The organism is Deltaproteobacteria bacterium, assembly GCA_005879795.1.
Lineage (GTDB): Bacteria > Desulfobacterota > Binatia > DP-6 > DP-6 > DP-6.
The window spans coordinates 15048-36957 of record VBKJ01000146.1 but is presented as its reverse complement, the minus strand read 5'-3'; the positions used below and the strand labels follow the sequence as shown (position 1 = coordinate 36957).

The 21910-nt window shown below is 68.4% G+C and carries 22 protein-coding genes and 1 pseudogene; 7 read left to right on the top strand and 16 right to left on the bottom strand.

The annotated features are described in order from the left end of the window. Positions 1–52 precede the first annotated feature (52 nt). From E6J59_11600 to dnaA, 13 genes are all read right to left on the bottom strand, one after another. On the bottom strand, positions 53–616 hold the full coding sequence (locus tag E6J59_11600) for a polymer-forming cytoskeletal protein (GenBank protein ID TMB19504.1): 564 nt from the start codon (positions 614–616) through the stop codon (positions 53–55). A gap of 103 nt (positions 617–719) precedes the next feature. Continuing rightward, positions 720–1598: a ParB/RepB/Spo0J family partition protein gene (locus E6J59_11595; GenBank protein TMB19503.1), complete on the bottom strand. Its 879-nt coding sequence runs from the start codon at positions 1596–1598 to the stop codon at positions 720–722. Positions 1599–1630: 32 nt separating this feature from the next. Beyond that, complete coding sequence (locus E6J59_11590; protein TMB19551.1) at positions 1631–2425, bottom strand: ParA family protein; 795 nt, start codon at positions 2423–2425, stop codon at positions 1631–1633. A 79-nt stretch (positions 2426–2504) separates the two neighbouring features. Further along, entirely contained in the window at positions 2505–3161 is a 657-nt protein-coding gene (gene rsmG, locus E6J59_11585; GenBank protein ID TMB19502.1) for a 16S rRNA (guanine(527)-N(7))-methyltransferase RsmG, read from the bottom strand. Continuing rightward, on the bottom strand, positions 3158–3946 hold the full coding sequence (locus tag E6J59_11580) for a KH domain-containing protein (protein TMB19501.1): 789 nt from the start codon (positions 3944–3946) through the stop codon (positions 3158–3160). The genes rsmG and E6J59_11580 overlap by 4 nt, the downstream gene beginning before the upstream one ends. Before the next feature lie 9 nt (positions 3947–3955). Further along, positions 3956–5518 carry a membrane protein insertase YidC gene (locus E6J59_11575; GenBank protein TMB19500.1) on the bottom strand — a complete coding sequence of 521 codons (1563 nt, stop codon included), beginning with the start codon at positions 5516–5518 and terminating at the stop codon, positions 3956–3958. Positions 5519–5521: 3 nt separating this feature from the next. Next, on the bottom strand, positions 5522–5818 hold the full coding sequence (yidD, locus tag E6J59_11570) for a membrane protein insertion efficiency factor YidD (protein ID TMB19499.1): 297 nt from the start codon (positions 5816–5818) through the stop codon (positions 5522–5524). Next, the gene (rnpA, locus tag E6J59_11565) at positions 5763–6113 is read right to left on the bottom strand and encodes a ribonuclease P protein component (GenBank protein ID TMB19498.1); all 351 of its coding nucleotides are present in this window, start codon (positions 6111–6113) and stop codon (positions 5763–5765) included. The genes yidD and rnpA overlap by 56 nt, the downstream gene beginning before the upstream one ends. A 3-nt stretch (positions 6114–6116) precedes the next feature. Next, a complete protein-coding gene (locus E6J59_11560) occupies positions 6117–6275 on the bottom strand; it encodes a 50S ribosomal protein L34 (protein TMB19497.1) in 159 nt (52 codons plus the stop codon). Positions 6276–7019: 744 nt separating this feature from the next. Next, positions 7020–9506, bottom strand: a complete 2487-nt coding sequence (gene gyrA / locus E6J59_11555; GenBank protein TMB19496.1) for a DNA gyrase subunit A — start codon at positions 9504–9506, stop codon at positions 7020–7022. 5 nt (positions 9507–9511) lie between these two features. Further along, positions 9512–11935, bottom strand: a complete 2424-nt coding sequence (gene gyrB / locus E6J59_11550; protein ID TMB19495.1) for a DNA topoisomerase (ATP-hydrolyzing) subunit B — start codon at positions 11933–11935, stop codon at positions 9512–9514. A gap of 173 nt (positions 11936–12108) precedes the next feature. After that, on the bottom strand, positions 12109–13224 hold the full coding sequence (gene dnaN / locus E6J59_11545) for a DNA polymerase III subunit beta (GenBank protein TMB19494.1): 1116 nt from the start codon (positions 13222–13224) through the stop codon (positions 12109–12111). 192 nt (positions 13225–13416) lie between these two features. After that, a complete protein-coding gene (gene dnaA / locus E6J59_11540; protein ID TMB19493.1) occupies positions 13417–14766 on the bottom strand; it encodes a chromosomal replication initiator protein DnaA in 1350 nt (449 codons plus the stop codon). A gap of 185 nt (positions 14767–14951) precedes the next feature. Here dnaA and hemL point away from each other — a divergent pair, with 185 nt between their 5' ends. The 7 genes and pseudogenes from hemL to E6J59_11505 all read left to right on the top strand — a co-directional run bounded on the left by hemL (position 14952) and on the right by E6J59_11505 (position 19762). Continuing rightward, on the top strand, positions 14952–16328 hold the full coding sequence (hemL, locus tag E6J59_11535; protein TMB19492.1) for a glutamate-1-semialdehyde-2,1-aminomutase: 1377 nt from the start codon (positions 14952–14954) through the stop codon (positions 16326–16328). Positions 16329–16431: 103 nt separating this feature from the next. After that, entirely contained in the window at positions 16432–16662 is a 231-nt protein-coding gene (locus E6J59_11530) for an AtpZ/AtpI family protein (protein TMB19491.1), read from the top strand. 10 nt (positions 16663–16672) lie between these two features. Next, positions 16673–16999 (top strand): hypothetical protein, encoded by a 327-nt coding sequence (locus E6J59_11525; GenBank protein ID TMB19490.1) that lies wholly within the window; start codon positions 16673–16675, stop codon positions 16997–16999. Continuing rightward, positions 16999–17682: a F0F1 ATP synthase subunit A gene (gene atpB / locus E6J59_11520; GenBank protein ID TMB19489.1), complete on the top strand. Its 684-nt coding sequence runs from the start codon at positions 16999–17001 to the stop codon at positions 17680–17682. Before E6J59_11525 ends, atpB begins: the two co-directional genes overlap by 1 nt. Positions 17683–17769: 87 nt before the next feature. After that, positions 17770–18102: an ATP synthase F0 subunit C gene (locus E6J59_11515; GenBank protein TMB19488.1), complete on the top strand. Its 333-nt coding sequence runs from the start codon at positions 17770–17772 to the stop codon at positions 18100–18102. 171 nt (positions 18103–18273) lie between these two features. Then, positions 18274–18771, top strand: a pseudogene (locus E6J59_11510) (ParB/RepB/Spo0J family partition protein). A gap of 538 nt (positions 18772–19309) precedes the next feature. Beyond that, entirely contained in the window at positions 19310–19762 is a 453-nt protein-coding gene (locus E6J59_11505; protein ID TMB19487.1) for a hypothetical protein, read from the top strand. Between the two features lie 192 nt (positions 19763–19954). Here E6J59_11505 and E6J59_11500 read toward each other — a convergent pair whose 3' ends face one another. The 3 genes from E6J59_11500 to E6J59_11490 all read right to left on the bottom strand — a co-directional run bounded on the left by E6J59_11500 (position 19955) and on the right by E6J59_11490 (position 21891). Then, positions 19955–20392, bottom strand: coding sequence for a septal ring lytic transglycosylase RlpA family protein (locus E6J59_11500; protein ID TMB19486.1), 438 nt, complete (start codon positions 20390–20392; stop codon positions 19955–19957). A gap of 223 nt (positions 20393–20615) precedes the next feature. Continuing rightward, positions 20616–21746, bottom strand: coding sequence for a D-2-hydroxyacid dehydrogenase (locus E6J59_11495; GenBank protein ID TMB19485.1), 1131 nt, complete (start codon positions 21744–21746; stop codon positions 20616–20618). Then, positions 21661–21891 (bottom strand): hypothetical protein, encoded by a 231-nt coding sequence (locus tag E6J59_11490; GenBank protein TMB19484.1) that lies wholly within the window; start codon positions 21889–21891, stop codon positions 21661–21663. Before E6J59_11490 ends, E6J59_11495 begins: the two co-directional genes overlap by 86 nt. Positions 21892–21910 lie beyond the last annotated feature (19 nt).

Below are 21910 nucleotides of genomic sequence, written 5' to 3'. Positions count from 1 at the left end.
CATAACTACCCGACGCGTCGCGGTAATTCCAGCGAGGGGGCCCGAGCTGCGGCTACTTGGCGAGCTCGGAGTGCAGCCTGACCGCGGCGACGTCCTGCGGCCGCTCGTCCTTGGGGAAGAAAGCGACCTTTCGATCCCTTTCGACTCGAGCGGCCTCCGTGCCGGACATCGTGCACTGCCCCTCGAAGATGACGCCCTCCTGAATGACGAGGCTCGGCGTCGAGATGTTGCCGAAGACCTTGCCCGGCGCCCGGATCTCCAGGCGTTTACGCGCCGTGATGTCGCCCGTCACCTTGCCGTGCACCACGACCGTGGTCCCGGTGATGTGCGCGTTGACGACCGCGCCCTCGCCGATGGTGAGTGCGTCCTGCACGGTGACCTCGCCCTCTACCTGACCCTCGATGCGGACCGTACCCTCGAAGGCGAGCTTGCCGGCGACCCGACTGCCCTTACCGAGGAACGCACTCGTGCCGCCGGTCTCGTCCACCTGAGCCTTGTCGCGCTCGAACATCTCCCCCTCCCGTGGCGCAGGATCCCGGCGCGGCACCGGCGCAGCCTCGGGATCGAATCCCCGCGGCCGATCGCTCCGCTCCCGATCCTTCCCGAATAGCGCCATTGAAACTCCGAGGCGCCGCGGGCCTTGCCCGGCGGCCGTGCTGGTCGGCTCCCGAGAAAACGGGGCCGCTTCTAGCACCGGTTCCCCGACAGTGTCAAAGCAGTCAAGCGCGCGGCAGAGCCTGCCGGAGACGGTCGACGAGGCCGTCGAGCTCGGCGTCGGAGTAGAACTCGATCTCGATCGAGCCCCCACGCGCGTGACGGGTGATCCGCACGCGCGTGCCGAAACCCCGCGTGAGCTCTTCGGCGAGTTCCCGCAGATGGAGGTCGGTGGGCGGGCCCCCGACCGGGCGCCTTCCCACACGCTGCCGCCGGGTGGCTGCCAGGTCCTCCGCCGCGCTCTTGGTCAGGCGGCGCGTGACGATCTCGCGCCCGAAGCTCACCTGCTCCGTCACCCCCTCGATGGCGAGCACGGCGCGCGCGTGCCCCGCCGTCAGCTCCCCGCTCTCGAGCTGCGCCTTCACCGCGTCCGGGAGCCCCAGCAGCCGGAGCGTGTTCGTGATCGCCGGCCGGCTCTTCCCCACCCGCGCCGCGATATCCTCCTGCGTGAGCCCGTGCGTATCGATCAGGTGGCGGTACGCCTCCGCCTCCTCCAGCGGGGTCAGGTTCTCGCGCTGCACGTTCTCGATCAGCGCCAGCTCCAGCCGGTCCTCGACCCGCGCCTCGCGCACGATCACCGGCACCCGCTCGAGCCCGGCGCGCCGCGCCGCCCGCAGCCGCCGCTCCCCGGCGATCAGCTCGTAGCGGCCCGCGATGCGGCGCACGACCAGCGGCTGGAGCAGCCCGTGGCGGCGGATCGAGTCGGCGAGCAGGCCGAGCGCCTCGTCGTCGAAGTGGCGCCGCGGCTGCTCGGGGTTGGGCACGATCTCGTGGACCGGCACCGCAAGCTCGCCCGGCGCCGCTGCGGCTGCCCGCCGTTCCTCCGGCGCCGGAAAGAGCGCCTCCAGACCCTTCCCCAGTGCCTTCCGCACCCCGCTCTCCATTCAGGTTTTCTCTCTAAAGTCGGGGGGCATGGTCACGCCTCGGCGTCGCGTTGCACGGGCTCGGGCAGCGCGGGCGCCGCGATCTCGCGCGCCAGCGCGCGGTAGGCCGCAGCCCCGCGCGAACTGGGATCGTAGAGGAGCACCGGGATGCCGTGGCTCGGACTCTCCGAGACGCGCACGTTGCGAGGGATGACCGTACGGAACACCTGGTCCCCGAAATGGGCGCGGACCTCATCCTGGACCTGCCGAGCCAGGCTGTTGCGCCCGTCGAACATGGTGAGCAGCAGGCCCTCCAGCGCCAGAGCCGGGTTTAAGGCGTCGCGCACGCGGCCCACCGTATCGAGGAGTGCCGTGAGTCCTTCCAGGGCGTAATACTCGCACTGCAGTGGGACCAGGACGCTATCCGCCGCGCGTAGCGCGTTCACGGTGAGCAAGGTGAGCGACGGCGGGCAGTCTATCAAGATGAAGTCGTAGCGAGTGCGTACGCTCATGAGGGCATCGTTCAGTCGATTCTCGCGGGCCAGCTGGCTGACCAGCTCGATCTCGGCACCCACCAGGTCGCGCGTCGCTGGCGCGACGTGGAGCTGCTCGATGCCGGTCGGTCGCACGATCTCCGCCAGCGTCCGACCGCCGAGGAGCGCCTCGTAGACCGTGTCGGCGCCCTCGGCGGGACGAGCGCCGACACCCGTCGTAGCGCTACCTTGAGGATCGAGGTCGAGGAGAAGGGTGGCGTGGCCCTGGAGCGCCAAGGCCGCCGCCAGATTGATGGCCGTGGTGGTCTTCCCCACCCCGCCCTTCTGATTCGCCACCGCGATCACCCGGCCCATCACCCAGCTCCACCCGTCGACGGAGCGGAAGCGACCCCGCCCCCACGCCACGTTTGCCTCCCTAGCACATGAGCGGTCGCTATGGAACTGGTCGGCCTCGGTCGAAGAGCAGCAGGCTACGCGCAGCTCCTCCAGGAAGGGAATAGTCGTGCCTCGCCGCAAGACGAAGACCATGCGAGGCTGCCAGCACGGGAGCGAGCCGTGACGTGCGCGGCGTCTGCATGGCGATCGCCGTGCCGTGGGGTGTGAGGAGCGGCACCGCCAAGCCGAGGAAGACGTCGAGCCGGAGCCCCCGCGCGATCGCCACCCTGGCGCGACCCGCCAGCTCGGAATCGATCGCCGCCTCCTCGGCTCGCATCTCCACGGCACGGACGGCAGTAAGCGGGATCACGCGAATCGCCTCGCGCAGGAAGCTCGCGCGCCGGCGACGGGACTCGATGAGGACGATCTCCAAGTCGGGGCGGAGGCACCCCAGCACGATTCCCGGGAAACCCGCGCCGCTCCCTACGTCGACGGTGAGCCCCGTCCTCGGGATATGCGGGGCGGGCGCGAGCGAATCGATCGTATGGTCCCGTATCAGACTCGCGCGGTCGCGGATGCCCGTCAGGTGAATGCGGCGGTTCCACACGCCGAGGATCTCGAGAAAGCGGCCAAGGCGGTCGAGCGCGTCACCGCCCACGCCGACGCCGAGCTTCCGCGCCGCAGCGGTCACGAAGCGGGCCTCCACGGGCGTCATGGCCGCCAACCCATGGGGCCGGGCAGCGGATGAGACCTCGGCTCAGCTCGCCCCTGGCTTCGGGTGGAAGGACCTCCGCATAGATGCACCACGCGTCGCTCCCTGGCGCTCATCGGGCTGAGCGTGATGGGCCGCCCCATCTGCTTCGCTTTCTCGGCGAGCCGCCGCGCCAGCTCGGTCAGATGCTCGGATCTCCGCCGCCGATAGTGTTCGACGTCAATCATCACCCGGCCCGAGGACCCATCCTGGCGGCCTACGATCAGATTCACGATGTACTCGAGAGCGTCGAGGGTCTGCCCCCGCCTGCCTATGAGCAGACCCCCGCTATCGCCACTCACCTCGAGCACGACAGTCTCCGGGTCCGGGCCAGGTCCCCCCTCGACGGTGCAGGAGATACCAAGGCGCGAGAGGATATCCTCGAGGGTGCTCTCGCACTTGCGTCGAAACGCTTCAGACGGCCTCACCGGCTGAGACGCTCCCGTGGCCGGGACGTGGGTGGGTGTCCCTCCGAGTTGGAGCGCTGCCGGCTGAGCGTGCGCCGCGCCCGGCGGGGTTTCCCGGGAACCCATCGCGGAAGGGGCGGCCTTCATGCCCTCGAGCCGGGAGACCAGCGGCGGCCGCACCGTGGCCCTGACCCGGGCCTTCCTCCCGCCGAACCCGAGCAGACCGCGGGTCGCGTCAGTCAGGATCTCGATCTGCACCTGCTCCCGCGTGACATCGAGCGCGCGGAGCGCTCGCTCGATCGCCTGGTCGATGGTGTCCCCTTCGCTTTCGATGGATCCCATGTCGTATCCTCACTTCATGGACCGCAACATGAGGTACTGCTGTCCGATGGTGAGCAGGTTGTTCACCAACCAGTAGAGAACGAGGCCAGCGGGGAACTTGAGGAACATAAAGGTGAACACCAGTGGCATGAACATCATCATCCGTTGCTGGGTGGGATCGCCCTGCGCCGGTGTGAGCCACTGCTGCAGGAACATGCTGGCCCCCATGAGGGCCGTCAGCACCGGGACGCCGACGCCAGCCACGACCAGCCGATCGGGTGCCGACAGGTCGTTGATCCAGAGCGCGAAGGGCGCGTGACGGAGTTCGATAGCCAACGAGAGGGTGGTGTAGAGCCCAATGAAGATGGGGAGCTGGAGCACCATCGGCAGGCAGCCGGAAAACGGATTCACATGGTGCCGGCGGTAGAGCTCCATGACCTCCTTCTGAAGCGCGACTTGATCATCCTTGAAGCGCTCTCGAAGCTTGGTCATTTGGGGTTGAATCTTCTGCATTTCCCGCATGTTACGGAATGTCACCCGGGTCAGGGGAGCGGTCGCCGCCTTGACCAGGGCGGTGAGCACGATGATCGCGACGCCATAGTTCCCCGTCACCCGGTGAAGTGCGCGCAGAGCGTGCAGCAGGGGGATCGCGACGAACCAGAACTTCCCGAAGTTGAGGGCGCGCCCCAGGTCATGGCCGGCACGCGCAAGCACCTCGGGATCCTTCGGCCCGGCGTACATCGCGAACTTCGCCCTTCGACCGACGACCTCCGCGTCCATCCTGACGATCGGGAGGGTTCCTGCCCCTGCGAGTACGGCGGACATCGCGCCCGACACCGGCATTGCAACGGCCAGGAAGTACTGCGTGGCAAATCCCGCCCAAGCGCTCGCTTCGAATGGCGTTTCGCCGGCCGGTGCAGTCTTGCTGAGCGCCTTCTCCACCAGCCTATCCCCGACCAGGGCGATGGCGCTCGCAGTGGCAGTCGGGCTGTCGGGGGGTAACGGCGTCACGATGAGCCCGAGCGAGGGCGGCGGGTGCGAGCTGCCCGATAGCGTCGCGGCGAACTTGAAGAGGTAGCCGTTCCCGGTGAAGCGGTACCGCTTCTCTATCTGCATGCCCGCGGGCGACTCGGCCGTGAGCGCCACCTCGGCGACGTCGCCCCCACGGACCACCACGTCGGTCAGCGACGGGCGGTATACCAGGCGTGCGTCGCTCGTACCGGCGCCGAGCTGAAGCGTGAGGGGCAGTACGGGGTCCGCCTCCACGAGATCCAGGGGGCTATCATCGGACACGGAGCGCCGATACCCCTTGAGCTGGAGGTGAACGACGCGCGCGCCGATCGTAGTGATGGCGGCCCGGAGGACATCGGTCTCGACGTTCACAAAACGGCCCGTCGTCGGGTCGGCTGCCAGGTCGCCGGCGAGCTGGGGGGTTGGCTGGGGGGTTGGCTTGGGTGACGGCACCGCCTTCGATGCAGCGGGTCCCGGGGCGGCAGCTTGCCGCCTCTGGTACCGGCTCAACACGAGCTCCTGATAGGCGAAGAGCAGGAGCAGCGAGATCGCCGTCGCGACCAGGAGTCGCCGCTGGTCCACGACTCACGTTCTCCGCGCAGGGACCGGGTCGTAGCCGCCCTCATGCCATGGTTGGCAGCGCGCGACCCGCCGCGCGGCGAGCCATACGCCCCGGAGCGCCCCGTGCTCCTCGATAGCTCCGATGGCAAACGCCGAGCAGCTCGGAGCGAACCGACACGTGGCCAGCAACGAGGGAGCGAGCACGAGACGATACGTCTTGAGCAGCGTGATCAGCGCCCGCGCGAACAGCGGCGGGGGAGGTCTGTCACTCGTCGGCGGCGAGCTCGAGGGCTCGCGCGAACTCGGTGGCCGCTTGGGCATACGTGAGGGTGTCCGCACCAGGCTTCGCAATGACCACCACGTCGGCCGGCGGCCTGATGTCGCCACGGCGCGCGCGAAAAACCTCGCGGAGGATCCGCTTGACGCGGCTACGGACCACCGCGTTCCCGACCCGCTTGCTCACCGTGACGCCGAGGCGGGAGCACGGCCCGGGAGTCGCCCGGCGGATGACCACCAGGTGCTCGCCGTGCCGGCGGCGCCCCTCGCGCTGCACGACAAGGAACTCAGCGCGCCGGCGCAAGCGGGCCGCCTTCGGGTAGCTGTGCGAGGCGGGCAAGGCTCACCCGGGCTGCTTTGGGGGAATCGTGACCGTCAGGCGCCGCCGCCCCTTGCTGCGACGGCGCTTCAAGACGCCGCGCCCTCCGGGTGTCGCCATTCGTGCCCGGAAGCCGTGCGTTCGCTTGCGCCGACGGTTGCTCGGCTGGAAGGTCCTCTTCATCGCTCACTGCGTCCGACGGGATGACGTACACGAACACACCGCTCGAGGAATGTCAATTTCGAAGGGGTACTGGCTGCATTAAGCCAGCAACCGAGGTAGGCACCATGACTTGGAGGACAGCGCCATCGCGACGACGGACCCTGCCGTCAGGCGGAGGCGATAGGGCACTCAGATCGCCCAAGGGGGGGCGAGCCGCGGGCCTCAACCCGACGCCTGCCCCTCCGCAGCCCGCGCGGGACTTTTGCCCGGGTAGTCACGCGCGAAGTGCTCCTCGCACCGCCCGCGCGCGACGACCCGCTTGCGACAGCTTTCCACGCGGCACGTCTTGTAGCGACCCTTGGGCAGCGCCCCGCGTCTCCACCTGGCGTAATGGCGCCCGCAGTAGCCCTTCCCACCGTCGGCGGGCTGGGTGCATCCCTCGTGCTTGCAGGAGGTGGAGCGTTTGGGCATGCGCCTTCCTTCCTCAGCCCGTCTCTCGCTTGAGGCCGTGGGGCATCAGGTCGACGCCGGCCTGACGTGGCAGCCTGTCCTCGTTCTCCCCCGCCGCTGCCAGCTGGGCGGCGAACTACGGTTCCGCGCCCGGAGCTCGACCTCGTGCCCGAGGCGAGCGAGACGCGTGGCCACAGCCGCGCCCTCGCTGACGGCTCCGAGGATAGTGATCCTCACCATTGCTGGGGCTGGGAGGCTGGCACGAACGCCCGCCGCCGCGCAAGCGGTGGTGGTTCGACGCCAAACCCTGTGCGGCTACGAGCCGGCCGCCGGATCGGAGTCGGGCGCCACGGGCTCGTCCCTCGCCTCGCTCTCGTCCTCGCGCTCGGCGAGGCGGGCAACCGACGCGACGCGCTCCCCTTCCTCGAGGCCGATCAGGCGCACACCCTGCGTGTTGCGACCGATCACGCGGATCTCGTTCACGCGCAGGCGGATGACCTTCCCGCCGCTCGTGACCAGCATGATCTGATCGTCATCCGTCACCATGCGCACGCCGATCACGCGGCCGGTCTTGTCGGTGGTCTTCATGGTGATGATGCCCTTGCCGCCGCGCCGTGTGAGACGGTACTCGTCCATCTCGGTACGCTTCCCGTAGCCGTTCTCGGACACGGCCAGAAGCGTCGCACCCGGCTCGACCAGATCGAGGGCGACGAGCTCGTCGCCCTGGTCGAGCTTCATGCCCCGCACGCCGTACGTGTCGCGGCCCATCGCTCGAGCCTCGACCTCTTTGAAGCGGATCGCTTGGCCGAGGCGCGTGGAGAGAATCACCTCGCGCGAGCCGTCGGTCATGCGGACGCCGATGACCTCGTCGCCCTCCTCGAGCGCGATGGCGATGATGCCCGAGGGCCGCGGGCTCGCGTACTGCATGAGGTCCGTCTTCTTGACCAGGCCGCGGCGGGTTGCAAAGACCACGTACCGTCCTTCCTGGAACTCGCGCACGGGCAGGAAGGCCGAGAGCTTCTCCTCGGGCTTCAAGCTGAGCATGTTCGTGATGCTCCGCCCGCGCGCCGCCCGCCCGGCCTGGGGGATCTCGTGGACCTTCAGCCAGTACACGTTCCCGGAGGTTGTGAAGAAGAGGAGGTAGGAGTGCGTCGAGGCGACGAAGAGGTGCTCCACGAAGTCCTCGTCGCGCGTGGTGGCCCCGATCTTCCCTCGCCCGCCGCGGCGCTGGGCGCGATAGAGGGCCACGGCGTTCCGCTTGATGTAGCCCTCATGCGAGATGGTGACCACCATGTCCTCTTCGACGATCAGGTCCTCGACCGAGATCGCGGCCGCTTCGTCCACGATCCGCGTGCGCCGCTCGTCGGCGTACTTCGCTCGCAGCGCGCGCAGCTCGTCGGCGATGATCTTCGCGATCTCCCGCTCGTCGCCCAGTATCTCGCGGTAGCGCGCGATCGCCTTCTCGGTCTCGGCGTGCTCCTCGACGACCTTCTCGCGCTCGAGGCTGGTCAAGCGTTGGAGACGCATGTCGAGGATGGCCTGGGCCTGGAGCTGCGAGAGGGCGAAGGCCGCCATCAGGCGCTCGCGCGCGGTGGCGGGATCGGGCGCCCCGCGGATGATGCCGATCGCCTCGTCCAGGTGCTCGATGGCGATCCTGAGCCCGGCCAGGATGTGGAGGCGCTCCTCGGCCTTGCGCAGATCGTAGCTCGTGCGGCGGACGACGACCTCGCGGCGGTGTTTCAGGAACACCTGCAGGGCGTCCTTCAGGCTGAGCAGCTTCGGGCGCCCCTCGACGATCGCCAGCATGTTCACGCCGAACGACTCCTGAAGCGGCGTGTGCTTGTAGAGCTGGTTCAGCAGCACCTCGGCCACCGCATCGCGCTTCAAGTCGATCACGATGCGCATGCCATCGCGGTCGGACTCGTCGCGCAGGTCGGCGATGCCGTCGAGCCTCCGCTCGTTCACGAGTTCCGCGATGCGGTCGAGCAACCGCGCCTTTCCGACCTGGTATGGGATCTCGGTGACCACGATCGCGGAGCGCCCGCTCTTCTCGTCGGTCTCGACCGTGGCCCGGGCGCGCACCGTCAGGATGCCGCGGCCCTCCCGGTACGCCTCCCGGATCGCGTTCTGGCCGCAGATGAAGCCCGCGGTCGGGAAGTCCGGCCCCGGGATGTACCGCATCAGCTCGTCGACCGTGAGCTCCGGATGGTCGACGAGGGCGACGAGCGCGTCGCACACCTCGCCCAGGTTGTGGGGTGGGATGTTCGTCGCCATCCCGACCGCGATGCCGGCCGACCCGTCGATGAGCAGGTTCGGCACCTTGCTCGGGAGGACGAGCGGCTCCTGGGTCGAATCGTCGAAGTTCGGGACGAACTCGACCGTCTCCTTGTCGATGTCGGCGAGGAGCTCCTCCGCGAGCTCCGTGAGCCGGCACTCCGTGTACCGGTAGGCGGCGGGCGGGTCGGGGTCGACCGACCCGAAGTTCCCGTGCCCGTCGACCAACGGGTAGCGGAGGTTCCACTCCTGCGCGAGGCGAACGAGGGCATCGTACACCGCGCTGTCGCCGTGCGGGTGGTAGCGCTTGAGCACCTCGCCCACCACGCCCGCGCACTTCGAGTAACGGCGGTTGTGGAGGAGTCCCTCGCTGAACATGGCGTAGAGGATCCGCCGGTGGACGGGCTTGAGCCCGTCGCGGGCATCGGGCAGCGCGCGCCCGATGATGACCGACATCGCGTAGTCCATGTAGGACTCGCGCATCTGGTCCTCGATGTTGACCGGAACCCGCTGACTCCTCTCGTCCATGCGGCTCAGATGTCGAGGTTGCGCACGTTCAGCGCGTTCGCCTCGATGAACTTCCGCCGCGGCTCGACCTCGTCACCCATGAGCGTCGAGAAGATCTCGTCCGCCTCGTAGGCGTCCTCGATCTTCACCTGCAGCAGGGTCCGGGTCCCGGGATCCATCGTCGTGTCCCACAGCTGCGACGAATCCATCTCGCCGAGTCCCTTGTAACGCTGTATCTCGAGCCCCTTGCGTGCCTGCGCCATGACGCGCGCCACCGCCTGCTGCAGGTTCGGGAGCTGCTCGGTTCCGTCGCCCTCTCCGAGCGCGTACGGCGGATCGCCGGCCGCGGCCAGCTCGCGGGCGAGCCGGCGCACCTCCTCGAACTCGGGGGTGAGAACCAGCTCTCGATCGATGACGTTGCGATGTGCGCTGCCGTTCGCGCGCGTGGAGGCGATCAGAGCGAGGCAGGCGTGCTCGCGGTCCTCCTCGAAGGAGAAGCTTACCGGCATGAGCCCGGGCGCGGCGACCCGGACGTACGCCTCGGCGGCAGCGACGATCTCCTGCAGGCGAGCCTCGTCCGCGAGCGCGCTCGCGTCCATGGCGGTCTGGCGCGCGAGCGCCGTGACGAGGTGCCGGTTCCGCCCCTTGCGCTCCAGGATCTCCAGGACCTTGTCCAAGCGGATCGCCTTCTTCACGAGTTGCTTCAGCGGCGTGCCGGAGACGACCGGCGCCCCCTGACCGTGGATCGTCATGTCCTCGGCGCCGAGCTCGATCAGATAGTCCTCGAGCGCCGCCTCGTCCTTCAGGTACTGCTGCTTGCGCCCCCGCTTCACGCCATACAGCGGCGGCTGCGCGATGAAGAGATGACCCTGCTCGATGATCTCCTGATAGTGCCGGTAGAAGAACGTGAGCAGCAGGGTGCGGATGTGAGCGCCGTCGACGTCGGCGTCGCACATGAGGATGATCGTGTGGTAGCGCAGCTTCGAGAGATCCTTGTCCTCCTTGCCCACGCCCGCGCCGAGGGCGGTGATGAGCAGCCGGATCTCCTGCGACGAGAGCATCTTGTCGAAGCGGGCTCTCTCGACGTTGAGGATCTTGCCGCGCAGGGGGAGGATCGCCTGGTTGCGGCGGTCGCGGCCCTGCTTGGCGGAGCCACCGGCCGAGTCGCCCTCGACGACGAAGAGCTCGGAGAGCGCCGGGTCGCGCTCCTGACAGTCGGCGAGCTTGCCCGGAAGCCCGCTCCCGTCGAGCGCACCCTTGCGCCGGGCCAACTCTTTCGCCTTGCGGGTCGCCTCCCGGACGCGCGCGGCCTCGAGGCCCTTCAGCACGATCCGTCGTGCTTCTACTGGATGCTCTTCGAGGTAGACCGCCAGCCGATCGTTGACCAGCGCCTCGACCGTCCGCTTCACCTCGCTGTTGCCGAGCTTGGTCTTGGTCTGGCCCTCGAACTGCGGCTCGGGGACCTTGACGCTGACGATGGCGGTCAGCCCCTCGCGCACGTCGTCGCCCTGGAGCGCCTCGTCGTCCTTCTTGACGAGCCCGTTGCCGACCGCGTAGGCGTTGATCGTCCGCGTGAGCGCGGACTTGAAGCCGATCACGTGCGTCCCACCTTCGATCGTGTTGATGTTGTTCGCGAAGGCATACACGTTCTCCGCGTAGCCCTCGTTCCACTGCAGCGCGATCTCCATCTCGATGCCGTCGCGCGCCCCCTGCAGGGTGATGACGTCGGGATGGATGGGCGTCTTTGCCTTGTTCAGGTGCTGCACGAAGGAGACGATGCCGCCCTCGTAGAGGAACTCATGCGACTTCTGATCGCGCTCGTCCTCGATCATGATGTGGATGCCACGATTCAGGAAGGCCAGCTCGCGCAGCCGCTGCGAGAGGATGTCGAAGCTGAACGACGTGGTCTCGAAGATCAATGGATCCGGCTTGAAAGTTATCTTCGTACCACGCTGATCGGTGACGCCTGTCTCCTCGATCGGCGCCTCCGGCTCACCGCGATGGTAACGCTGGAAATACACCTTGCCGGCCCGCCGCACCTCCATCTCGAGCGTCTCCGACAGTGCGTTCACCACCGACACGCCGACGCCGTGGAGCCCGCCGGACACCTTGTAGGCCGCCTTGTCGAATTTGCCGCCGGCGTGGAGCTTGGTCATCACGACCTGCGCGGCCGAGACGCCTTCGGCCTCGTGCATCTCGACCGGGATGCCGCGCCCGTTGTCATCGACCGTGATGCTCGAGTCGATGTGGATGGTGACGGCGATGCGGGTGCAGTGGCCGGCCAGCGCCTCGTCGACCGAGTTGTCGACGACCTCGAAGACGAGATGATGGAGACCGCGCTCGCCCGTGTCGCCGATGTACATCCCGGGACGCTTGCGAACGGCCTCGAGCCCCTCGAGAACCTTGATGTTCGCTGCCCCGTAGGTGGAGTCGGTCTCGGGCGTGTTCAATGGACCTCCGAAAAGCAGTTTTGTTGCACCCTACATTGTACTCGCTAAAGAGGTCCGACGCCATAGCACGGCGACGAAAATTACGTCGTCATTCTCAGATGTTACCGCCGTTCTGGCGGGGCCAATAGAACGGCGGCCCAGGGCTCGATACGGGGGGGGTGGAGGGGGGCGGATCAGAGCCGCATCGGCATCACGACATACGTGTACTCGGGGTCCTGCGAACCCCGCACGACCCCCGGCCCGACCTCGTCCGTGAACCCGAGCTCGATGACATCCCCTTCCGCGTGCACGGCCAGCACGTCCATCAGGTAGCGCGCGTTGAAACCGATCGTGAGCGGCTCCCCCGTGTACTGCACATCGACCTCCTCCGAGGCCTCGCCCTGATCCGGGTTGCTGGCCGACAGCTCGAGCTTGCCACGCTCGAGGTGCAGCTTGACGCCATGCGAGCGCTCGCTCGCCAGCAACGAGATGCGCCGCAGCGCAGCGAGGAAGTCGTCGCGGTTGGCGCGCGCCTGCACGCTCGCCGCCCCGGGGATAACCTGCCGGTAGTCCGGAAACTCCCCTTCCACGAGCCGCATGAAGAAGGACACCGAGCGCAGGACCAAGCGGACGTCCTTGGGCGACACAACCATCGTCACCTCGGCGTCCTCCGCCTCGTCGAGGAGCTTCCGTGCCTCGATCAATCCCTTCCGGGGCATGACGACACCCCGCTCCATCTTGGCGCTCGGCAGGCGTCGGTCGATCAGCGCGAGCCGGTGCCCGTCGGTGGCCACCATGCGTAGCACCCCATCATCCTCGTTGCTAAGGAAGACACCTGAGAGATTGAACCGCGTCTCGTCCGAGGACACGGCGAACAGCGTCCGGTCGATCATCTCGCGGAGGGTCCCCACCGCGATCGCCATGGTGGTCCCTTGCGGCGCGTCAGCCCCAAGCGGAAGCTCCGGAAAGTCCTTCGCGTCGAGGCTCACGATCTTGAACTTCGAGCGGCCGGCAAGTATCTCCACCCAGCCCCCCTGTACGACCCTGAGGACGACCTCGTCCGCTGTGACCTCGCGCACGATCTCGTACAGCTTGCGTGCGCTCAGCGTCACCACACCCTTCCTTCTGACCTGGGCTGGGATCAGGCTACGGAGACCGACCTCCATGTCCGTGGCCGTGAGCGCAATCCCCTCACCGGCAGGCTCTACGAGGACGTTCGAGAGGATCGGCAAGGTGTTGCGTCGCTCAACGACCCCCTGGGCCAGATGGAGACCCCGAACGAGATCCTCGCGCCGAACCGTAACCTCCATGCGCTACCTCACGCTTCCTGACTTCTCCCGGTTACCCAGAGGCTCTCCGAGTACTCCGTGTTCTCTTTACTTCCTAGAGTCGTTGTCATCGTAGGAGCTGTGGACCCCGTGGACAAGCCCGCAACGGCCCAATGCCATGTAGAAGAGTACGTCACGGTTGTCCACTGCGGGCTCACGAGTTGTTCTCTCGGGCTAGTGTTCTCGTAAGCTGCGCTCGAGCCGTTCGAGGGTGGCCTGGAAGGCGGCGTCCTCTTTGATACGCCGCTCGGTCACCGCCGTGGCGTGGATCACGGTCGAGTGATCACGCCCGAAGAGCTCACCGATGTGCGGGAAGGACGCACTCATGAGGCGGCGGCAGAGGTACATGGCGAGCTGGCGGGGGACCACGACGTTCCGGCTACGGCGCTTGGAGCGCAGGTCGATCGGGCGGAGCGAGAAATGCGTGCAGACCGCGTCGACGATGGCGTCGAAGGACACGCTGGGCACCCGGGGCTTCAGCACGGTCTGCAGGACCTCACGCGCGAACTCGACGGTGATCGGGCGGCGGGCAAGCGATGCGTGGGCCCCGAGCCGGGTGAGCGACCCCTCGAGTTCGCGCACGTTGGATGCGAGCTCGCTCCCGAGGAAGAGTGCCACCTCGTTCGGAAGGGGGATGCCCTCCATCTCGGCCTTCTTCTCGATGATCGCGACACGGGTCTCCACGTCCGGCGGCTGGATGTCGGCGATCAGCCCCCACTCGAACCGGTTTCGCAACCGCTCCTCGAGGCCGTGGATGTCCTTCGGGACCTTGTCGGAGGTGAGCACGATCAGCCGGCGCTGATCGTACAGCGCGTTGAAGGTGTGGAAGAACTCCTCTTGGGTGCGCTCGCGACCGGCCAGAAACTGGACGTCGTCGAGGATGAGGACGTCGACCCTGCGGAAGCGTTCCTTGAACTCCCCCATGCGGTCCCGTCGCAGCGACGAGATGAGGTCGTTCATGAAGACCTCGGTGGACAAGTAGGCGACGCGCGCGAGCTCGTTGCGCTCGAGGATCTGGTGGCCGATGGCGCTCACCAGGTGCGTCTTCCCGAGGCCGACCCCGCCGTAGATGAAGAGTGGGTTGTAGTGGCCTCCGGGCTGAGAGGCTACGGCCTTGCTCGCCGCGTGGGCGAACTGGTTCGAGGCGCCGACGACGAAGTTCGCGAACGTGTACTTGGGATTCAGGGTGCCGTGGAGGGGACGAGCCCGGCGCTCGGCGCGTCGGCGGCCGGTATCCGGGAAGAGCTCTCCCTGGCTGCGGAGCGGAAGCTGGATGACGACCTGCCGTGGCCCGAGAACGGCGGCAACGCTCGCATGGATGGCGGGCAGGTACCTGTCGTTGATGCAATGGAGGACCAGGCGATTCGGCGCCTCGAGCTGGAACTGGGCCGGCGTGACCGCCGTCGGCCTGAGTGGGCGGATCAACTGGTGGAGATCCTCCATGCTCACGCGTTCCGCCACCCGCTCGAGGACGCGGTCCCACGTACGCTCGAGATCGGAGGCGGGCGAGTTACGCACACGCATTTCCACAGCTGTTCAGAAGCTGCCAACCGTCGGCAATCGCAGACCGTTCGCTGTCCGTCGGCGGGCCGCAAGTGGCCCGGGTGAGCGCGAAACAGACCCGACCCGAGCAACCTGCGACGGGGGGGTGGACCTGCTGCACGGTGTCTGCGCCGGCGAGACTTGCTCGAAGCGCTTCCGTATAGGCGATGTGTCCATCGCGCTGCAAGCGAAATCTTGGTACATGCGGCGGGGCCGCGCGCTTGACGCTCCGCCAGCCGGGTGCAACGGTCGCCGAGGCGGTGTCGCGCACCTCCGAAGAGCTCTACGCCGAGGCGTGTCGCCTGATTCCAGGCGGCGTGAACAGCCCGGTGCGCTCCTGGACCGCCGTGGGCGGCAGGCCACTCTTCGTTCAGCGCGCGCGCGGCGCGGAGGTGGTCGATGCGGACGGCCGCTCGTACCTCGACTTCGTCGGCTCCTGGGGACCGCTCCTGCTCGGCCACGCGCATCCGGCGGTCGTCGCCGCGATCGCGGCGCGCGCGCGGTACGGGACGAGCTTCGGTGCGCCGACGGCCGGCGAGGTGCAGCTCGCGCGGCTCCTCGTCGCGGCGCTGCCCTCGCTCGAGCAGGTGCGTCTGGTGAGCTCGGGCACCGAGGCGACCATGAGCGCGCTTCGCCTCGCGCGTGCGGCCACCGAACGGGACCTGATCGTCAAGTTCGCGGGCTGCTATCATGGGCACGTCGATGCGCTGCTCGTGCGCGCAGGGTCCGGCGCGCTGACGTTGGGCGTGCCGGACAGCCCAGGTGTCCCGGCGGCGCTCGCGGCGCTCACACTGACCGCGGAGTTCAACGACACCGGGGGAGTCCGGGAGCTCATGCGCCGTCGTGGCCCGGAAATCGCCGCCGTGATCGTCGAGCCGGTGGCGGGCAACATGGGTGTGGTTCCCCCCGCGCCTGGGTTCCTCGAGGCATTGCGCGAGGAGACGTCGCGGGCGGGCGCCCTCCTCGTGTTCGACGAGGTCATCACCGGCTTCAGGGTCGGGTGGAGCGGGGCGGAAGGTAGGTACGGGGTCGCCCCGGATCTCAGCTGCCTCGGCAAGATAATCGGCGGCGGGCTACCGCTCGCCGCCTTCGGGGGCCGGCGAGACCTGATGGGGCGTCTCGCGCCGACCGGCCCCGTGTATCAGGCGGGCACCCTGTCGGGAAACCCGCTCAGCGTCGCGGCCGGACTCGAGATGCTCACCAAGGTACGCGAGATGGGCTCGGCCTACGAGCGCCTCGAGGAGCTCGGAGCCCTGGCCGAGCGGGGGCTCGTGGAGGCGGCGCGCGCCGCCGGCGTCGCCGCGTGCGTCAATCGGGTCGGCTCGATGCTGACCCTGTTCCTCGGGGTCGAGCGGGTGTCCGATTACGACGGCGCACGTCGCGCGGACACCGCCCGCTTCGCCCGTTTCTTCCACGCCATGCTGGACGAGGGCATCTACCTGCCGCCGTCGCAGTTCGAGGCGATGTTCGTCTCGCTGGCACACACCGAGAGCGACATCGATCGGCTCGTCCGCGCGGCAAGGAAAGTCCTTGGCGGCCTCTAGGCCCGGCGCGCTGCGCGTCGTCGATCGTCGCTGCGCCAGCCGCTCCCGCTCCCCGGTTCGTTCGCGTCGCTCACCCTGCTTACCCCGACAGGCTCCTGACTGAGTGGCGCAGTCCAATCCATTCGTACGAGCCGGGTGGTACACGGCCCTCGGCATCAACTTCTCGGGCACGATCGCCGGAGGCGCGCTGTTGGGCTGGGTGATCGATCGCTGGTTCGGCTCTGCGCCGTGGGCGCTTCTCACGTGTACCGTGCTCGGCCTGGTCGGCGGACTCATCTGGCTCATCCAGGCGCTCAGACAGCTCGAGCGGAGGGACCACGAGCCCGAGCCTTAGCCGGCTGCAGGTGCGTCACTGGACGCTCGTCGCTCTGGCGGCGAGCGCCTCCGGCGCGGCCGGTCGCCCCGGCGTGGGCGGTGTGGTCGTGGGTGGCGGCATCATGGGGCTCTCCGTCCTCCTCTACTCCGTCGGGCTCCGTGCCCTCTTGCAGAGGGCCGGCCCGCGCCTTGCTATTGCTCTTCTCTTTGCTAAACTTCTGGCCTTCCTGGGGCTTGGCTGGTGGGCCTTCGCCTCGGGGCGAGAGCACCGTCCGGATCCGATCGGTTTCGCAGTTGGCCTCACCTGCTTTCCCGCGGCGGCGGTGTGGGAGGCGATGCGGGTGCGGGGAAGTTGATGGAACACGAGCCGTTCACCTGGATCGGGGCCCTCGGGCTTCCCGAGAAGATCGCGACGGGAGGGCTCGTCGCCGCACTTCTGGTCGTGTTCGCCGTACGCGTGAGCCGCAAGCTCGGCGCGACGGAAGCCGCTCTCGATCCCGAGGACGGCATCACGACACGCAACCTGGCGGAGGCGGTCGTCGAGGGGATCTCGGGGCTTGCCGAGAGCGTCATCGGCCATGGCGCCGAGCGCTACGTGCCGCTGCTCGCCAGCTTCTTCGTCTTCATCCTGGCGTGCAACCTGATCGGGCTCGTCCCGGGCTTCTCGCCTCCCACGTCCGACTTCAACATCACGTTCGGCCTGGGCATCGTTTCGTTCATCGCGTACCACTTTGCAGGTGCGCGCGAGCACGGGCTCCACTACGTGAAGCAGTTCCTCGGCTCCGTCGTTCTCCTGTACCCCCTCATGCTGGTCGTCGAGCTGTTCACCCACGTGTTCAGACCCGTGTCGCTCGGCATCCGCCTGTTCGCCAACATGGTGGCGGACCACGAGGTGGTGGAGATCTTCACCGGCCTCACGAAGATCGGGATCCCCGTCGCATTCTACTTCCTCGGGGCATTCGTCGCCGTGGTGCAGGCCTTCATTTTCACCATGCTGAGCGCGATCTACATAGCGCTGGCCGTGAGTCACGAGCACTGAGTTCAGGTTGGGCCGCCATCCCGGCGGGAGCGGAAGAGGATAAGAGGAGAGGAAGGGAGAGCCGGCGGTTCAGAAGAGGGAAACTGAATGAAGCGAATCGGTGGAACACTGGTCGCCGTCGGGATCTTCCTGGCGGCGAACCCCGCTCTGGCGGAGGTGACAGGGGAAGGGGGCGGAGCGTCATGGTGGAGGGGCCTTGTCGCACTCGCGGGCGGGCTCGGACTAGGCATCGCGGCCTTCGGGGCCGGGCTGGGCCAGGGCCGGGCGACCGCGGCAGCCATGGAGTCGATCGGGCGGAACCCGAACTCCGCAGATCGCATCTTCACGCCGCTGATCGTCGGGCTTGCCCTCATGGAGGCTCTCGCGTTGTACGCGTTCGTGATCGCGATCCTCTTGTACGGGAAGGTTCCCTCGCTCTGATCGCCCGGCGCGCCGGCCGGAGAGTCCACGGCCTCCGGCCGGTCGAGCCCCGTTCCCGTCCGACGCTCTTCGCGCTCCGTGATGGGTGCTCCGGAGGCGCGCCTGCGGGTCTACTTTCCGTTAGTCGAGATGGTGGTGGGGGGAGGGCGGAGGTGCGTCATGTGGTGGACCATGCCTGAGGCGGGAGCCGGGGAGCAGGAGGGCGAGAAGGCACCGGTACGGCGGCTCGCGGTAGCGGGCTCGCTCCAGCGTCGGCAGCGCACCGTCCTGACCCTCGTGCGGCTCCGGGACGTGCACCCGAACCCCGACCAGCCGCGCAAGCACTTCGACGACGAGAAGCTCGGCGAGTTGGCGGCGTCGATCAAGGCGCACGGGCTCCTGCAGCCGATCGTGGTGCGGCCGGTCGCGGCGGGCTTCGAGCTGGTGGCCGGCGAGCGGCGCTTCCGGGCGGCGCAGCTCGCCGGCGTCGACCGGCTACCCGCGCTCGTGCGCGAGGTCGAGGACCCGCTCGAGCTCGCCCTCATCGAGAACCTGCAGCGCGAGGACCTCTCGCCGCTCGAGGAAGCCGAGGGCCTGGCGGCCCTCATCGCACGGCACGGCTACAGCCACCGCGAGGTGGCGGAGTTGCTCGGCAAGAGCCGGCCCTACGTGTCGAACATTCTGGCGATCACCCGCCTGCCGGACGCCGTGAAGGCTGACCTCGAGCGTGACGGGGGGGCGGTGTCGCGCGAGCTGCTCATGGGGGTCGCCCGCCAAGAGGATCCCCTGGCGGCGCTCGCGCTCTGGCGCCGCCTGCAGCTCGGGGTGCTGTCGGTGCGGCGCTTCCGCGAGGAGAAGGCCGGCCGCCGCCGGGAGCGCGCGGCGGTGGCGGAGGTGCTCGCCCTGGCACGACGGATGAACCGGGCCCTTGCGCGGCTCCTGGCCGACGAGCTTCCCGCCAATGAGACGCCTCGTGTCAGCCGAGCACTCAGGCGGACCCGGCGGCTCATCGACCGCCAGCTCGACGCCACCTCACCCCCGTCAGGTCCGAGCCCGTCGTAGCCGAGGCGCCACGTCGCTGTCGCGCTTCGCTACGGCGTGTGGTCACGTTTTGTTACGCCGTTTCATGCGACGGGGAGCGTTTTCTCCGCCCGATCGTGGCTCTGCGCGGCTGGGGAGCATGGCACGCTGCATGCTGCTGGTACCCCCGGGGGGAGGAGGAGCACGCATGCAAACGCAGGCAGCGAGAAGGCTCGACGAACCGGCCGGTGGTCCGGGGCTGGAGCCCGAGACCATCCTTCCATCACAGTTCTTCGGTCGCTTCCAGCTCGACGCGTCACTGCAGCCCGAGAAGCGGCTCATGCTGGCCGTGCTCGAGGATGCAGTCGGCACCTTTCAGAAGTACGTGACCTCTTCCACGCGCCGCGGGCAGCGTTTGTTCGCCGAGGCAGAAGAGTGGTTCGCGGCGCCCGCTACGGAGTGGCCGTTCAGCTTCGAGAGCATCTGCCAGGCCCTCGGCCTGGACGCTGCGTACCTCGGCGGGGGCCTCAGGCGATGGCGCGACGCGCAGCGTGCCCCGGTGCCGTCCTCGGCGAAGGTCGTGCGCTTCCCGTTCCGTCGTGTGAACGGCCGCCGACACTCCATCACGGGACGCCCCGTCGGGCTGCGCCACTCCGCGTAACTCTGCGCGCTCCGTCCGGCGGCGCGGAGCGAACCTTTGCGCCCCGCACCTTCCGGGGCTACTCGGCCGCCTCCATGCCGGGGCTCACTGAGCGACAGGCGGGGGTCGGCTCGGTCACCGAGGGGCTGGCGTGCCCGGCTCGAGGGGGCGGGCGAGCGTGTCCACGTGCTCGGACGCCCGGGGCACCCCTCGTCAGGAGTCGACCAGCTCGATGCGCACGCGCGCGACGCCCCGACGCACGATGCCGAGGACGCTCGCCGCCCTGTAGGACAGGTCGATCTCGCGGCGCCGCTTGTAGGGTCCGCGGTCGTTGATCGTGACCATCACGGAGCGACCGTTGAGCAGGTTCGTGACCTTGACCTTGCTCCCGAGCGGGAGCGTGCGGTGGGCGCCGGTCAGCTTGAATGGGTCGAAGAGCTCGCCGCTCGCGGTCGGACGGCGCGCGAACTCCCCTCCGTACCACGAAGCGTGTCCGACGACGGGCTCGCCCGGAACCATGTCCGCGCGGGCGGGGCACACCCAGACGATCAGCGACGCGACGGCCACCGCGAAGAGCCAGGACGCACTCGTTCGCGCATGAAAAGGGTGCCGGGGGATTGCTCCCCCGGCCCCACGGGGCACAGTCTGCATGATCCCGCTCCTTGAACGCCGGCGAAGTTAGCTGACGGGTTCGGGCTCAAAGAGCTAGCCCGTCCGGGCCCACCTAGGTGGCCCCGGATTGACCCCAGGCGCTGGGTCCTCCGCTCCCCTGCGGGGATTAGGCGTATGTCGCTTCCAATTGCCGCCGTATTGCCGGAGGACCAGCGGGCCTGTCAATCACGCAGGCCCGACAGCGAATGCTACCCGCTCCCAACTAGACGGAATCACTGGTTCTGGGATAACCGAGCGCGTGGTCGACGAGGTTCCGGAGCGGCTGTCCCTCCAGATAGCGCCCGAGGTTCTCGATGAAGAGCTCGAGAGCCCGTTCGAGGTAGCGGGGCGTCGCCCCCGCGACGTGCGGGGTGAGGATGACGTTCGGTAGGGCCCAGAGAGGGCTCGACGCTGCGAGGGGTTCCTCCGCGAAGACGTCGAGTCCCGCGCCGGCGATCAACCCGCGGCGGAGCGCGTCGAGGAGCGCCGCCTCGTCGACGACCGATCCTCGGGCGACGTTCACGAGCACGGCGTCGCGGCGCATGAGCCCGAGCTCCCGCTCGCCGATCATGCCCTCGGTCTCGGGCGTGTGCGGCACCGCGAGCACCACGAAGTGCGCCCAACCCAGGAGATCCGGGAGCCCCTCCGGCCCGACCACCGCCTCGTAGGGCGGGGGTGCCTGCGCAGGCGGGTGGCGTCGTAGGCCCCGGACAGTGGCTCCCAGAGCCGCCGAGTCGGCTGCGACCGCTGCGCCGATCGGCCCGAGGCCCAGCACGGCCACGCCGCTCCCTCGGAACTCGCGGATCGGGATGCCGCTGCCGGCCATGACCGCGGGGCGGTTCCAGCGCCCCTCGCGCTGCAGCCGGCCGGCGACGTGGAGATTACGGCAGAACGCCAGCATGACGCCGAGCACGTGCTCGGCGATCCCCGTCGATGCGATCCCCGCGCCGTTGGTGAGGAGGATCCCGCGCTCCACGACCGGTGGCGAGAGGTTGCCCTCGATGCCTGCCGACGCCGACTGGATCCAGCGCAGCCGCGGCGCCTTTGGAACCAGCTCCGAGGGGAACTGGAAGCCGTAGAACACCTCGGCGTCGGCCGCCTGCCGGACCAAAGTTTCAGCGTCGTCGGCGCCGACGAAGGTGACGGCGGGGAACCGCTCGCGCAGCGTCGCGAGCGTCCCCTCGGGCACGGCGATGCGTACGTCCTGCCCGAGATGGAAGTTGAGGAGGATATTCACGGGCGCAGGCCGGCGCAGCGACGTCGGCACCTCAGTGGTCGTCGTCCCCGCTGTCCCAGTTGCCCTTGATCGGCGGCAGGAGCGGCGATTTGAAGTGTGGCATGGTGCTGGGTGCAGGTTTGCGGTAGACGAACTCCGTCTTGCATCCCTCGCAGGTGGTGCGGAAGCCGCCCTTGCGGCGCTTCAACCGGACCGTGACGACATCGCCGTTGTCGTGGCGATGCTGGATGGCGGGGTAGTCGGCCACGTACACCGTCCGCATCGGCGCGTAGCTAGCGCCG